Genomic DNA, 13,152 nt, shown 5'->3' with positions numbered 1-13,152 from the left:
GAGCTTGGAGGTGTTCCGGGTCTCTCCAAGCACCCACCGAATTCGGCCTCTCGACGTTGGCGCGTCGGGGGGCCTTTCGCTTTTCAGGCTATCGCGGCGTTGTGGTCTCCATGTCCGGCGCCGACTCACTCGGCACCGCTATCGCCATCACGCGGGCGAACGGTCGCGACGGCAAGCCCGAGTCTCGGGCCATCCGCATCGAACAGGCTGGATCCAAGATGGTTAACGTCTCGTTAACTTCGTGACTGCATGAATCCGTCCGTCGTCGACTATGATCCGAGCGGCGGGACGATTCGAGGCAATGCAATGGAAGTTCGAGCCGACCAGGTGGAGCGGGCGTCCGAGACAGCGAAGGCCCGGAAGGTAAACCTGCCGCTCCGGATCACACCGGAAGCCCACGACGCACTGCGCAGAATTGCCTTCGAAGAGCGGGTGAGCCTTCACTCCCTGTTGCTTGAAGGGGTCGCAGAAGTTTTGCGAAAGCGCGGCAGTTAAGGGGGGCGACAATGGGAGATGCGGCGTTTGTTGTGGGCAGCGTTGTGGGGCAATCTCTTTTGGTGATTTTGTTCTACTGGGGGTCTGCTACTCAGCCTGATAGTTTGCGACGAGCATGCTTCTTCGGGGTCGTAACGACCATAATTGTCGTCCTCGTCTCCTCGTTCGGTGAAGCTGGATCGGATGGCGTGCCAACCTTCGAAACGACTTGGCACCGTTTGATTGCTGGCATCATCGTCACGTTCGTGGACATCGTCCGCGTGAACGGAAGACGAAGCAGACAGGCAAAAGTCGCGCAATAAAGCTGCCTCAACCGACTCCGCCACTTTGAGGAATACTGCTTCCAGCAGCCCCAATCAGCGAGTTGCTTTCACAGCCAAATTTCATTGTGCATAGAGGCGCGCCCGTCCGTAGGGCTAGTGGGATATGAGGAGATTTTCAGGCACTCTCGTGAGCTGTCGGAGGGGGGTATGGCTGTCTTTTTGCGCTTGCTTACTCTCGTACTACCTTTGCTCGGAGTGACATCCTGTATGTCGACTCCGACACCGGAAATGTCCCTCTGCAAGGAAGACCGGGCGGTGATGACCGCATTTTATGCCGGTTCGGGATTCAAACATCTTGCTGCGGGCGTAGACGATAGTGGCCGCACCTACTGTGTCTACGGGCAACATCAAATCATGAACGAGCAGACGAGCCCTGCGGCCGTCTGTAACCGCATACCGGGTATCCGCCAGTGCAATGTGATCGAGATCAAAATGGGTACCGCCACTTACAGCGGCTTAGCGTCTTCCTATGGCAGGGTCATAGCAATCGACACCGACAGGATGGTTGCGCAAGCGACGGCAGCCCACACGGCAGCGGTACCTCAGCAGCAATCGTCTGTTGATCCAGCTGTTGCCCAGTCGCTAGGCTTCATGCTCGGTTGCGCCCTCTCCGGTGGAAACTGCGCTACGCCGTCTCCATCTCCGCCCCCTATTATTGCCCGGCAGCAGCAGCCAGCAACGAAGCCGTTTCGCCCCATACCCCTAATAGGTGCCGCGTCGTCCGGCTGCGTGTCCGACTTTGACTGTGGCCCTGGCCGCCAGTGCCAAAAACCGCCAATGTCGTCTACTGGCTTTTGTTATAGAGGCTACATCGCAGAAGCTCCGCGGCCATCCAGCGTCCAACCGAACTTCAACCCGTACCCCCAGTGCTTCTCCGACGCTAATTGCCCCCTAAATTCGCGCTGTGACACTTTCGTGAAGGCCTGCGTGCCCCGTTGAAAACATAGCATGTCGCTCATGAGCTTTCCTACGCAATCCGCCCTCTGCCGTACTTCTCGAATACCGCGTTGACCCCTTCAACAAGGAGGTCTTGGACTGTTCGCTCCTCGTCCAGCGAAATTGCCTTAAGCTGCTTCCAAGCGGCCGGGTCGACGTAGCAGGTGACAGCGCGCTTGCCCTGCCTGGTCGTTGCAACGGGATAGGCTCGGGACTGTTCAGACCGAACTGGCGTCGACTCCTCTGCCGGCCCGGTTGCGGGTGCGGTCTTCGACGATGCCGCATCTTTAAAAAGGCTAGCTCGCTTCGCCATCTCAACCCTCGTGTCATGCTCTTACGCCGGCGTGTGGTCACGCCAGCTTGCGGTCTTGTTTAACTGTAGGCATGCCAAGCTGCTTGAATGCCCACGTGCAAAGTTCTCTGATTTCGGCAGCCGCCTTGCCGTCGGGCTCGAACTCCATCGCGGTGCGCCCGTCGATGACTGAATGGGCGAAGGCGACGCGAGCGTGAATGACGGTCGGTGCTACTGCCGTACCTTTCGCCTCTAAACCCTTCCGTGCCTCGTCGGTCAGAGCACTCCGTACAGGCGCAGCACTCATCACCACGAATGACGGCTTGCGAGCGAGGTCGGCTAGGTCGCGGGTGGTCTCGATGGCGTCGAGATCGAACGCCGCTGGCCGGCACGGAATTAGGATTAGGTCGGCCGATTTGGCAGCTCGCAGCGACGCACGGTCCGCGTTGGGCGCTGTGTCGATCACGAGGAGGTCGGCGCCGTTGGCTTCCGCCATCTCCATGAGCTGAGGAAGACGTTCGGCATGGTCGCCGATGACCTCGGGAATATCGGCTTCCCGTCTATCGAACCATTTCCGCGCAGTCGCCTGGGGGTCGAGGTCTACTAGCGCGACGGTCTTGCCAGCGAGGTGCGCCGCGACAGCCAGGTGAACGGCAATCGTGGTCTTCCCGGCACCTCCTTTCTGCGAAATCACGGCTATCGTCTTCACGTGGTCACCTCGTCGCGCCGACTCGTTGTCCTGCCCACACGCAGGCTAGACCACCCGATCTGGGTTAACGAGAGGTTTACCTAGGAACTGATCGGGGGAGTGGCATCGAGCGCCAAGAGGTGCCAGGCATTCCGGTATTGCTCCAGCCAACCAGGTCCATATTGCCTGTGACCCGGTCCGTATACCCGCGTGTAGTCAGGAAGGAATCGGCGGAACGGCCCGTCTTTGCGCTGCTGCCCCTTCTTTCCGGGTGTAGAAAGCCACACCTGATGCGAGTCCCGAATTACATCGGCAACCACGCTGCTCGGTACAACGTATACGACCGGGTGCTCGTCTAGGGCTTTGCCGAAATCCACAAAAGCGTAGAACAGACGCTCACCGCGAATCCGTTCATGCTTCTCACCCATATGCCAGCCGCCATCGGAGCCCAACTCACGACGTGTTTTCACCTGAACCGAACAGAGCCGGCTTCCTTCCAAGTCGGTCACGACGATGTCCGCATTCGGAACGCCGATGGGTGCCAGAGCTGCGATAAACCCGCGGCGCAGAAGCTCTGACATGACGTAGTGCTCGCCTGCCGCTCCCAACAGTGTCGAAGCCGAAGTAACCACCTCAACCTCCGATCCTATTTTGTGTCATTATTCTTGAATTCGGCGCTCATCGGAGGCTGACGCATGCTCCGTTCAGACTGGATCGAGAATCTGATTGAAATTCCTAGTTCGCCTGGAATCTACCTCTGGCAGGTAGCCGAAGACAGCTACGTCGGCAAAACCATGAACCTAAAACGGCGCGTGAGGGAGTATCGGGGCAATCTTGTAGCGCAACTAACCAGGCGCGACTACCACATCGTCGGTCGAGATTTCCGCCCCGTCCATAAAGCCATGCTGAAATGTTATGAAGCCGAGGCGGCTGCGAAGTTCTCTATCCTGCAGTTGGTCTCACCCGACGAAATACACCGACTAAGGGAGTTCGAACGAAGTTGGATTGACGTTTACCAGCCAACTTTGAACGGCAAACGCAGACAATAGCGCTACAAACCTGACGGCGTATGGTCTCTACCGGACCAAATCCGGTTCTGCTGATCGACTTCCAAATTAGGTAGTACCCATGCACAAATCATTCGTGATTCATCGCCTCGGAGCCGAGGACAACAAGCCCTATATCTACTCGACCAATAAAAGCCAAGCCATGGCAGACGCTCGACAACAGGTCGAAGACGGCATTGCAGATAGTGCTGTACTTTACGGGCTGTCGGTTGATTACTCCCAAAACCCATGTGAGGCATTCGCCGCGCTAGAAGCGGGGCAGGGGGAGTTCATCTGCCATTTCGGAATAAAGGTCACTGCTGGCGAGGTGGCACGCGCTGGGAACAAGGCCCTTCAGGAAGCCCTCGCAAACAATGAGACTGAAAAGGTTCTCAAGCTCCTCGACCTTTAGATCCCTTCTGCACCCGTCAAGTCGCACTATAGAACCACACGCCCACATGCCCACATGCTGTCTTGTGGATGATTCTGTTCCGGTTTATAAATTCTCGGGAGAGTTTATAAAGGAGCGTGTGATGCGCGATTTCGGTTTACCCCTCATCCCCCAGATTGGCCTTCCGGAAATAGATCCGATGGATCTGAACATCTATCATAGTGCCTACACGGCCCTACTTGAGCGCATGGCCGAATTCGAAACGACACTAGACGCAACGAGAGAAGTTGGCGTTCGTCTTGTTGGCACGCCGGCTGAGCCGCCATTTCACGTTGACAGGGTGAAATTTCTTGACGGCGGCCTTATTGTCTTTATCGGCACCTCTACAGAAGAGAGCGCACCTGTAGAGCTGATCCAACACATCTCTCAAGTTAGCATCGTGCTCAAGGCTCTTCCAAAGATCCACGATGAGCCAAAACGGATCGGGTTCACCGTGCTGAAGGAACAGCCATGAACACGTCCAAACGTGTCGCTCGGCTGAAGCGGAAAGCCCATGCCGTCGAATCTGCCCGGGCCGTCGTCGCCCACAAGGCCGTCGGCTACATCCGCGTCTCGTCCGACGAGCAGGCCGCCAACGGCTTCGGCCTGGTAACGCAGGAGAGCGCTATTCGAGCGTTCGCTGAAAGCCAGGGCTACGAGCTGGTCGAAGTCGTCGCCGATCCAGGCGTATCGGGCGCGACCAAGCCGGCAGACCGTGAGGGATTCAGTCGTGTACTGGCAATGGCAGAGGAGGGCGCCTTCTCGGTCCTGCTCGTGTGGAAGTTCGACCGTCTCGCCCGCCAGTTGGTCTACGCCGTAATGGCTGCCAACGATCTATCCGACCGGCTCGGCGTACAGCTCCGGTCCGTTACGGAGCCGATCGACACGGCTACACCCATGGGGCGAACCGTCTTCGCTATCCTCGCCGGCATGGCAGAGCAGGAGAGGGCAGTAATCACGGAACGGACTTTCCTCGGCCGCCGGGAAAAGGCATCGCGCGGGGGGTTTGCCGGCGGGTCGGCGCCACTTGGGTACGAACGCGACCGGGAAGGCGGGCTTGTCGTTGACGAGGATGCAGCGGAAACGGTCCGGCGGATCTACTCTCGGAAGGCTGAAGGCGCGACGCTGGTCGCCATCGCTGCCGAATTGAATGCAGCCGGCGTCCAAACGAAGCGAGGAGGGCGGTGGTGGCCCGGAACTGTGCGTTATGTCCTCGATAATCCCAAGTACCGCGGCGGCGTGGAATATCTGTTTCGATGGGGCGGAACCGAAGCTCACGTCGTGATGCCAGGCAAACACGAATCCATAGTGAGCTAGCAGCCCTCGCTCGTCCCTCTTGAACTATAGCACCGGGTGCTATATATTTGAGCCTGGATCCACCATCCGGATCCGTCCGACCACCACCTGAGCTATCTCAGAGCGAGATAGATTGGCCCTACCCAGGAGTAATGCTCGATGCACCCTACTAATCAGGGACGAATAGATGCGAATCTTAAAGTCGAAGCCCTTTGCTCGTCTTACTAAGAAGGAGAATATCTCTGATAATGTTCTTATAGAAGCTGCAAAAGATATAGCAGCCGGCAATATACACGCAAGCTTGGGGAAATTCCTAGTCAAGCAGCGAGTTGCGCCCCCGGGTAAGGGGAAGTCAGGAAGCGCCAGAGCGGTTGTGGTTTACGTCGAGGGCGAACGCGTTCTCTTCATCTACCTGTTCGCGAAGAATGCAAAATCTGACCTGTCTCCCCCTGAATTAGAGGCATTCCGTGAAGCTGCAAAGCAGCTCTCCCTGATTGGTCTGGACGAACTCGTTCGATCTGGGGAGTTCACTGAGGTGAAATAAACAATGGCAGCGACCCGCAAGGAGTATCGCAGCGATCCACTGAAGGCCCTTCATGAAACCATGGAGGGTCTTCATAAGCATGGCCTAATTGATAAGGCCACTATGCGTCATTTCAACGTACGTTGCCTAACCAACGTTCGAGACTTTACACCTGAGCAGATTCGTCGTCTCCGAGAAGAAGCGAATATGAGCCAAGCTATCTTCGCTATGGCTTTAAACGTGACCACATCGCTGGTGAGCAAGTGGGAGCGCGGGGAAAAACGGCCAAGTGGCCCATCCTTGAAGCTACTCTCTTTGGCTCAGGAAAAGGGTGTTCAATCCATCCTTTGACGGGTCTGGCGGCGAGCAAACTACGTTTTGGGTGAGGGCTTGCCGTGCTTACGGGGTCAATGTCCCCGGCGAACCGGGGACTCGCAAATTTTAGCGTGCGTCAAACCCAGTTGCCGGCCAACCGGCCGAGTAGAGCAGTTCCGCCGTCTGCATAGGGCAGATGCCCTTCATGACCTCGAAGTACCGCACGTGACGGTCACGTGGCGTCAGGCCGACCGGACCCCGAGCGGCGATGCCATCCAGCTTGTCCCCACCACTGAGCACCACCTCAATGAGCCAGCCGTCGCTTTGCAGCGTTCGGACGGCGCTGAGAATGCGTTCAGGCGGGATGGTGTAAGGATCGGCCGGCTCGATGAGGATTGGCTCTGCAATCACGGTTGCGGCCGATAGAGCAGCCGCACTTACGACGCCCACCTTGGCAGCGAGCTTGAAGAACGAGCGGCGATCCATATCAGGTTCCTACTGCAGGCATGAGGCTGAGGTCACGAGCAATGCCAAGGGCTAGGTGGACGTCGGACATGTAGTGCTCGTCGTCCGTGATGATGTCCTCTGGCTTGCCGCAGTAGCACCAGGCCACGGCGCGGACCTTCACCATCACCCCCGCCAGCGTGGTCGCCTGCAAGGGGATTATGCGATGGACAATCTCGCCGGCCTGGTCGACCAGCTTGTCCCAAACATCGTCCAGGTGGTCGGCGTCAGGTGAACTCGCCTTGTCGGCCGCGTTGGACACGTCGAAGGCCAGCCGTTCGCGCTCCCATGCGGCGTCCAGTTCGGCACCGAGGGCGAGCAGTTCCGCGTCCGGGTTCGCCGCGAGGAAGTCCCCGATGGCGTCGCCTGCAGCTGGCTGCACGGTCGTGCTCACGACGGCTGCTGTCGTCGCAGTGAGGGTCAGGGCAGATCCGATGCCGGCGAGGATGGATCGTCTGTTCAGGCTATGCGTAGACATGGCTCCTCCGTGGCGGCCTAAGGCCGCGTTGCTGGTCAGTGGTGAAGGCTAGTGGGCGCTACAGCACGTGAGCACGATGACGAGCTGTCATGCTGACGTGCTGGCAAGCTGATTGCGGGTGGCGTAGATGTTGGCGGCATATGTCGGACAGCGATGAGAGGCTCCGACATTTCCAGGTCGCGCAACCGGGCTTCCAGGGTTGCACGAGCCTCGGTTGCACGGGCCGGCGCATCGAGAGCGGCGACATGGGCACGCCCACGTCAGGTCGACCACGCAGCTTTCGAAGGTCTAACCTCCTCTTCCTCGCCATGCGTACATGCAGCCAAGACACTTAACGTGCCGTCGATAGGAGCGCATTCGCCATCATGTGAAGCGCTCTGAAAGGGCCCAAACAAAAATGAACAGCAGGAACCAGCCAAACCAGTGAAAATAGTAGTAGGCGATGTTCTTGGCCTCAGTGTCGTACCGACCGGAGCTGATCACCCAAAGGCAGAAGCTCCATACGCTAACCGAGAAAAGCAGCACGATCAGTCCAATCAGCTTCATCGCCCGATCCTCCTGAACCAAGGTGCGTTCAAATCAGTTGGCGGCACTATTCAGCGAAATCGGATAGCTAAACTAGCTATGCCACTCGCAAACGGAAATCGCCGGAACTGGAAGCCGTTGCTCCGCTGTACTTTCTCCCTCATGGGGTCCGCTTCCTTTGAGCATCGCCCGAGTTGCCTGCAGCAGCCCCCGAATTTCACGGCGTCGGGAAATCGCTTCGGCAGTGTAGTGACCGTGCTTATATCGACCATTACTTGGCCCTGATGGCGCCCCACTGCCAAGTGCTCCACCGTGCATGCGACACCGACGCTTATCATGGACCGCTGGCGACCGGCACGGCGAGCCCGAGCGGGTCTTTGCCCCACAACGGGGCGCTTGGTGCATGCGCGATGGATCTCGTCTGGATTGCATGGCCTTGCTCCTGCTTTTCCGGTTCTACCCCGGCACCCCCGCCATCATGCGAGACTGCCCCCACGATGGCTTGCCCACCTGCATGCACGTGTACATGTTCGACGCGGACGTTCTGCTGTCCGCCGCGCCGAAGCCTGTTCAGCGTCTCCATTTGCGACAAAAGCGTCCTCTGCAACTTCGTTGCGATATTCGCCGCGCTTTCGGCCTGGGTGATGGTGCTGACCGAAACAAGCGTAGACAGCTTCGACATGCTGACTGCGTGCGTAGCCGCTGCTTGCACAGCCAAAACAGCCTCAACCTCGTTGACGGGTCGGACCGCCTCGATGAATGCCAGCGCAGCATTCAAGCGTGTCTCGAACCCGAGCACATCAGACTTCAGGACATATGTGAGGCGCAGGAGCTCGGCGTCGACAAAAGCCTGAGAGGCACTGCCGAGCGCATCGAGAAGCCGCGCCGAGAATCCCTCTAGATTGTTGTAAGTCGGCCCCAACGCCAAAGAAGCGTCTTTCGGCGCTGTACGAGCTTGGACGGGCTTTCGCCGAGCGTGATGGCGCTCCTCGGCCGTTCGGATCTCAGCCTGCTCTGATGCGGATGGCAGCGGCAATTCCGCAGTGGGTCCCCCGGGCTTTCTAGCCATCAACTCCTCCTGCTGTCACGATGTCACGTCATCTTGTGGGCTGGACAGCCGAGCGCCGGGTGCTGGCATTGAGAACACCTCAACGCCCCGGCCAGAGAGGGCGGCAACGAGGCGAACGAGGGTTGCTGCGGCGCAGGGGATGCGGCCGGCCTCAACGCGCTCGAATGTACGTATGGATCGGCCAGATATGCCTGCAGCCCGGCCTAGCTCCTCCTGCGAAAGCAGTGCAAGGACACGGGCAGCACGGAGCTGCCGACCGGATACAAGGGTGTCAGCGGACATGTGGTCCTCCATGGATGCGGAAGCGTTCGTACTCGGCCAGTGCAGCGGCAAGGTCGGCTGATGTGTCTGGAAATCCGTTGCCCTTCAGCCAAGCCAAGAGCGCGGTAGGATCATCGGCGATGCCGGCCGGCCCGCGTGATCGAATTGCGCCCGCTCGGCGGTAGAACGCTGCGTTCCGGGGTATCTCAAGCATCTGCCCGCCCTCCCCTGATGAGCGTCAACTGCCGTCGCTGTGAAACAGCCGGCTGGTGAGAGCGTCCCCTATCACCTGAACGACGCTCTAGCGGTCGAGGCGGGTCGATCGTCAGAGCCAAAAGGGGCGGCTCGGCAAGTCGCAGGAGGTCAGTTACGCCGTGGTCGAGCATTCCAAGCCAAGCTTCGAGGCTCCGGGTGTCCACAACGACGGCTTCTATTCCTGACACAACGGCCGGATACGTCGCTCGGCTGCGCTGGACGGCGTCGGCCAGCCAATCCCGGAAACCGAGTACGAGGTTCGCGGCGATTTCCGTCTGCTGGTCACGATGCCGCTGGTCCGCAGCGGATCGGTTGGGCGGGCACTTCATCGGGTACCTCATGCGGCGCTCAGGATTTCGAGGAGGCGGGCGATGGCGGTGGTGGAGAGACCGTCGTGGCCCCGCTCGCTGTTTGACAGTGACCCCTGCAGGAGGCCCGCGCGGCGCGCGGTTTCGGTCTGCGAGAGACCAGCGGCTTCGCGCAGTTCCTTGAGAGCTATCCCCAAAGCGACCTTGTCGGCGGTAGGGATCGGGCGGACTTGGCCGAAGAAGTCGCGGGCGAAAAGATGCGGCCAACGCATAAGCGCTATGTCGTCACCACGCTGACGAGCGATGTCTGCCCCAGCGACGATAGTAAGGCTCGGGACATCTTGAGACGGCCGAATAGCAGGGCCTTCCTTCGTAGTGGTATTGTGGAACTGAACGGTTCCGGGTTTGCCCGTTCTCTTAAACATATCAATGCTTTGTGCGTGCTTCGAATTATCCGCATCCGGACCCTTGGTGAACGGGACAACAACATCCTGCGAACCCGTCTCGTCGAAGCGGAGTAGCGGCAGCCAAGCATCGTTCGGGATGACGGTGGGCGCTTTGCCCTTGTAGCGGCGGCCATCCGCAGTAACGCCGGGCCGGTACCCCTTCGCCTTCTCGGAGAAGTAGCCCCAGGCCACAAGATCAGCCCGCAGCCGGCGAGCGTACCGGTCGCTGGTGCCGAGCGCGGCCGCCAAGGTCTCTGAGGCTATCCCCCCACGACGTGCTCGCCGCTGAACCGCCTCCTCGTTGTCGCCACGATGCGCATCCAGGAGTGCGGCGGCGACTTGAACATGCCGGTCAGTGGCGCGCCGGTCAGCGCGGATCGCATCGAGCAGGCCGCGCTTCATCGGCAGCGTCCACGTGCGGGCGGTTTGCATCGGTCCGAACAGCTTCAAGCGGGCCGGCCGAAGGGCGTAACGGACCTCGGCTGCAACGTCCGCCTCACGCCAGGGGCGGCCAGTGGATCCCTTTGGGCGCGTGAGGTTGATGGCTCCGGACCCGAAAAACCAAAGCTGCGCGGCCGCGTTGATCGAAGCGAAGTCGACCGGGGCACCGTCTCTAAGGCGGCGACCGATTTCAGCGGCGATTTCATCGCGCAGAGCCGTGCGGCGACCATCGGCGAGAGGGCCGGATCGGGGCGTCTGTCGGGATCGGGACGTCGGACGGGTGACGGCCTCGGCCGGATAGAACGTTGCGACGATGGCGCGAATCTGAACCGCCAGCTCGGCGTTGATGAGCGGGAGATCCGCGCTGTCGACGTCGAGCGGACTCTCGGTGTGCCAGCGATAAGGCTGGCCCTTTGGGTGGAGACCGAATGCCGCGACCACCATCGTCCGGCCGGTTCGAAACTCGACTTGGCCGACCGTCCATGGTTTTAGACCTGCGGTGGCCCTGTATAGGAGGACTCCGCCCTTCGTACCGTCACCGTAGCGAAACAGCCCGTCGCCCGCGACGGCGCGGACAGCGGCGCGGATCTTGTTAGCGCGGACGATATCGTCGTCGATATCGAGCGCTGCGAGGTTGTCGAGGCGGAGGCCGAAGTTCGGTGTCAGGCCTCGGTCGAAGCGTATCGCTTCTTCGAACGCTTCATACGTTGCGCGACGATTGATGAAGCCTGGGAAAAACGCCTTGGTCCCGTACCGCAGCGGGATCGGCAGAAAACCGTTGTCGAGCAGTCGCTGAACAGTGTGTACGCAATCGGCGGTCGTCATCATGCGCGCTCCGCCTCGACGATACGAACAGCCGAGGCGAGCCGATAGCGGCCGTGGTGACCGGGGAACGGCCCGCCGTGCTTCACATCTTCAGTCGTAATAGCCAAGCCGCTCTGCCTGAGCTTCATCACGTAATGGCTGAGCCGCGGGCCGGGGTTGTCGAATGCCGTTATGCCAGTGGCGCCGGCATCGACCAGCATTGCCAAGGTGTTTGCGAACCGCCCGCGATAGGTCCGTGTGGATGCTGCCTCTCCTTCGCCAACGATGGCGACGACGCGGACGACGGGGTTACTGCTGAGAGAGGGTTCGAGAAGGCTCTTAGACATCATTGCGGTCCAAATCTGACCGGACGTCGTGGACAGACCGCTGTTCGGAACCAGTCGGCTTGGTCGGAGCGGTTGTTCGCCCCACAATGCCGCGGTACAACAGATCGTCCGCCGCAACGTTCGGCGGTTGGGAGGATCCCGGACGGGCGAGGCAAACGACAGTCCGGAGGTTCTTTTGCGGAGCAGCCTCGCGAGGTCGCCGGCAAGCGACCTTTGCGGGGCTGTTCTTTCATCGCATCAGCATCGGCGCACCCGTCAGAGCGATAGCAGAGTGATTCTGCCTGCATCTTCCGCCGAACGGAAGTCGGAATTGCCTCCATCCCCAGTGTAAACAGGTCTGAGCCCACATGTAGAGTGGTTGGGTCGGCGGAATCTCTAAGCGCGAATACCCTCCTCGACCTTTCCTGGCCCTAAACCGCTTTCTGAAGAACGTGCCCGTCTTAAAGTAAGGCTCGTGTGCGCCTGAATGTCTTGGCGTTCAGGGCTTGAATCTAGACTCGTATCCGTGGCTGCTTGTTTCTTACCCCCTATCTGTCGCGATCGATCACGCATCCCGATCCGAAGCCAGGCGAGCCATTCCTTTGAGACCACGCTGACGACATTCGGAAGGTGTTTCCGGCCCGGCCGCGGCCTCGTTTGCACGGTGATGAGCCTGAGGGCAGCTGCACGGCGGATCGCATTACGAGCAGACGAGCGGCAGGTGCCGGCCCGGGCGGCTATCTCCTCGTAGGACCGAGTACAGACGCCGTGCGCCTTGACCTCATCGGCCACGATCCGCAGGCACGCCAGTTCGGCAGTGGTGAAGTGTGCGGCGAGTTGTGGAGGCATCGGACCAGATGCGGCGAGACGCCGGCGACGTTCTATGCTCTTGCGCCGATCGGGCGGCATCGATTGGCGAGCCTTGGCGAACAGCGTGACGGTTCGCGAGGCTGAAACGGGTGTGCGTCCTGTACGGGCCTGCGACGGCGTCCGCAGCATCACGCGGCGTGCTTCGAGAGCTTCGGCGAGCTGCCCTGCCCTGTCCTCGTCCAGCATGCCGGCAGCGAGAGCGGCCCACAGCCCACGAGCTGCCACGTCCAGTGCGGCAGTGGTCGGCGCTTCGGCGATAGCATTTCGTAACGCGTCCAGCATGTCCAAGCCCTCGATAGGGCCGCGACGGAAAGTGCGCCAAATGGCGCGGTTTCGGACAAGCGCATTCGTTCCGGAAAACCAGCCAAAATGGGCCGGTTTCTCAGCATCGAGGCAACAGACCATCGTTCGGAGAAATGCTCCCCGTTGACGGCGGCTGGCGATGTGTGAGAGCTTGGAGGTGTTCCGGGTCTCTCCAAGCACCCACCGAATTCGGCCTCTCGACGTTGGCGCGTCGGGGG

The 13,152-nt window shown here is 60.0% G+C and carries 18 protein-coding genes; 7 read left to right on the top strand and 11 right to left on the bottom strand.

The annotated features are described in order from the left end of the window. A partial coding sequence (locus HZ321_RS21555) for a hypothetical protein (protein WP_206682823.1) occupies positions 1 to 245 on the top strand: 245 nt, incomplete at its 5' end. A gap of 1,540 nt (positions 246 to 1,785) precedes the next feature. On the opposite strand, the gene HZ321_RS22050 is transcribed toward HZ321_RS21555, so the two are convergent. The 3 genes from HZ321_RS22050 to HZ321_RS21410 form a co-directional block, all read right to left on the bottom strand. Then, positions 1,786 to 2,067, bottom strand: a complete 282-nt coding sequence (locus HZ321_RS22050; protein ID WP_425305425.1) for a ribbon-helix-helix domain-containing protein — start codon at positions 2,065 to 2,067, stop codon at positions 1,786 to 1,788. 37 nt (positions 2,068 to 2,104) lie between these two features. Next, positions 2,105 to 2,755, bottom strand: a complete 651-nt coding sequence (gene parA, locus HZ321_RS21415) for a ParA family partition ATPase (protein ID WP_181704460.1) — start codon at positions 2,753 to 2,755, stop codon at positions 2,105 to 2,107. Between the two features lie 80 nt (positions 2,756 to 2,835). Beyond that, positions 2,836 to 3,315: a hypothetical protein gene (locus HZ321_RS21410; protein WP_181704459.1), complete on the bottom strand. Its 480-nt coding sequence runs from the start codon at positions 3,313 to 3,315 to the stop codon at positions 2,836 to 2,838. 114 nt (positions 3,316 to 3,429) lie between these two features. Between HZ321_RS21410 and HZ321_RS21405 the strand changes: the two genes are divergently transcribed. From HZ321_RS21405 to HZ321_RS21380, 6 genes are all read left to right on the top strand, one after another. Next, positions 3,430 to 3,783, top strand: coding sequence for a GIY-YIG nuclease family protein (locus HZ321_RS21405; RefSeq protein ID WP_181704458.1), 354 nt, complete (start codon positions 3,430 to 3,432; stop codon positions 3,781 to 3,783). Positions 3,784 to 3,862: 79 nt separating this feature from the next. Beyond that, positions 3,863 to 4,192 carry a hypothetical protein gene (locus HZ321_RS21400; protein ID WP_181704457.1) on the top strand — a complete coding sequence of 110 codons (330 nt, stop codon included), beginning with the start codon at positions 3,863 to 3,865 and terminating at the stop codon, positions 4,190 to 4,192. A gap of 121 nt (positions 4,193 to 4,313) precedes the next feature. After that, entirely contained in the window at positions 4,314 to 4,685 is a 372-nt protein-coding gene (locus tag HZ321_RS21395; protein ID WP_181704456.1) for a DUF6173 family protein, read from the top strand. Beyond that, positions 4,682 to 5,527 carry a recombinase family protein gene (locus HZ321_RS21390; protein ID WP_181704455.1) on the top strand — a complete coding sequence of 282 codons (846 nt, stop codon included), beginning with the start codon at positions 4,682 to 4,684 and terminating at the stop codon, positions 5,525 to 5,527. The genes HZ321_RS21395 and HZ321_RS21390 overlap by 4 nt, the downstream gene beginning before the upstream one ends. Positions 5,528 to 5,693: 166 nt before the next feature. Further along, positions 5,694 to 6,050 carry a type II toxin-antitoxin system RelE/ParE family toxin gene (locus HZ321_RS21385; RefSeq protein WP_181704454.1) on the top strand — a complete coding sequence of 119 codons (357 nt, stop codon included), beginning with the start codon at positions 5,694 to 5,696 and terminating at the stop codon, positions 6,048 to 6,050. A gap of 3 nt (positions 6,051 to 6,053) precedes the next feature. Then, positions 6,054 to 6,380, top strand: coding sequence for a helix-turn-helix domain-containing protein (locus tag HZ321_RS21380; protein ID WP_181704453.1), 327 nt, complete (start codon positions 6,054 to 6,056; stop codon positions 6,378 to 6,380). 90 nt (positions 6,381 to 6,470) lie between these two features. Here the strand turns inward: HZ321_RS21380 and HZ321_RS21375 are convergent, their stop codons facing one another. The 8 genes from HZ321_RS21375 to HZ321_RS21340 form a co-directional block, all read right to left on the bottom strand. Next, entirely contained in the window at positions 6,471 to 6,830 is a 360-nt protein-coding gene (locus HZ321_RS21375; protein WP_181704452.1) for a hypothetical protein, read from the bottom strand. A gap of 1 nt (position 6,831) precedes the next feature. Beyond that, positions 6,832 to 7,326: a hypothetical protein gene (locus HZ321_RS21370; protein ID WP_181704451.1), complete on the bottom strand. Its 495-nt coding sequence runs from the start codon at positions 7,324 to 7,326 to the stop codon at positions 6,832 to 6,834. A gap of 363 nt (positions 7,327 to 7,689) precedes the next feature. Next, positions 7,690 to 7,872 (bottom strand): hypothetical protein, encoded by a 183-nt coding sequence (locus HZ321_RS21365; protein ID WP_181704450.1) that lies wholly within the window; start codon positions 7,870 to 7,872, stop codon positions 7,690 to 7,692. A 72-nt stretch (positions 7,873 to 7,944) separates the two neighbouring features. After that, positions 7,945 to 8,256 (bottom strand): HGGxSTG domain-containing protein, encoded by a 312-nt coding sequence (locus HZ321_RS21885; protein WP_280514520.1) that lies wholly within the window; start codon positions 8,254 to 8,256, stop codon positions 7,945 to 7,947. Continuing rightward, complete coding sequence (locus HZ321_RS21360; RefSeq protein WP_181704449.1) at positions 8,186 to 8,920, bottom strand: hypothetical protein; 735 nt, start codon at positions 8,918 to 8,920, stop codon at positions 8,186 to 8,188. Before HZ321_RS21360 ends, HZ321_RS21885 begins: the two co-directional genes overlap by 71 nt. A gap of 853 nt (positions 8,921 to 9,773) precedes the next feature. Continuing rightward, on the bottom strand, positions 9,774 to 11,459 hold the full coding sequence (locus tag HZ321_RS21350; RefSeq protein WP_181704447.1) for a helix-turn-helix domain-containing protein: 1,686 nt from the start codon (positions 11,457 to 11,459) through the stop codon (positions 9,774 to 9,776). Continuing rightward, positions 11,456 to 11,782, bottom strand: a complete 327-nt coding sequence (locus HZ321_RS21345; protein ID WP_194304099.1) for a winged helix domain-containing protein — start codon at positions 11,780 to 11,782, stop codon at positions 11,456 to 11,458. Before HZ321_RS21345 ends, HZ321_RS21350 begins: the two co-directional genes overlap by 4 nt. 375 nt (positions 11,783 to 12,157) lie before the next feature. Further along, complete coding sequence (locus HZ321_RS21340) at positions 12,158 to 12,913, bottom strand: hypothetical protein (protein ID WP_181704446.1); 756 nt, start codon at positions 12,911 to 12,913, stop codon at positions 12,158 to 12,160. Between the last annotated feature and the right edge of the window lie 239 nt (positions 12,914 to 13,152).

Source organism: Chthonobacter albigriseus (genome assembly GCF_013839445.1).
In the GTDB taxonomy this organism is placed as follows: Bacteria; Pseudomonadota; Alphaproteobacteria; order Rhizobiales; family Pleomorphomonadaceae; genus Chthonobacter; species Chthonobacter albigriseus.
The sequence above is the reverse complement of the archived record's forward strand: the minus strand, read 5'-3'. Positions and strand labels throughout refer to the sequence as shown.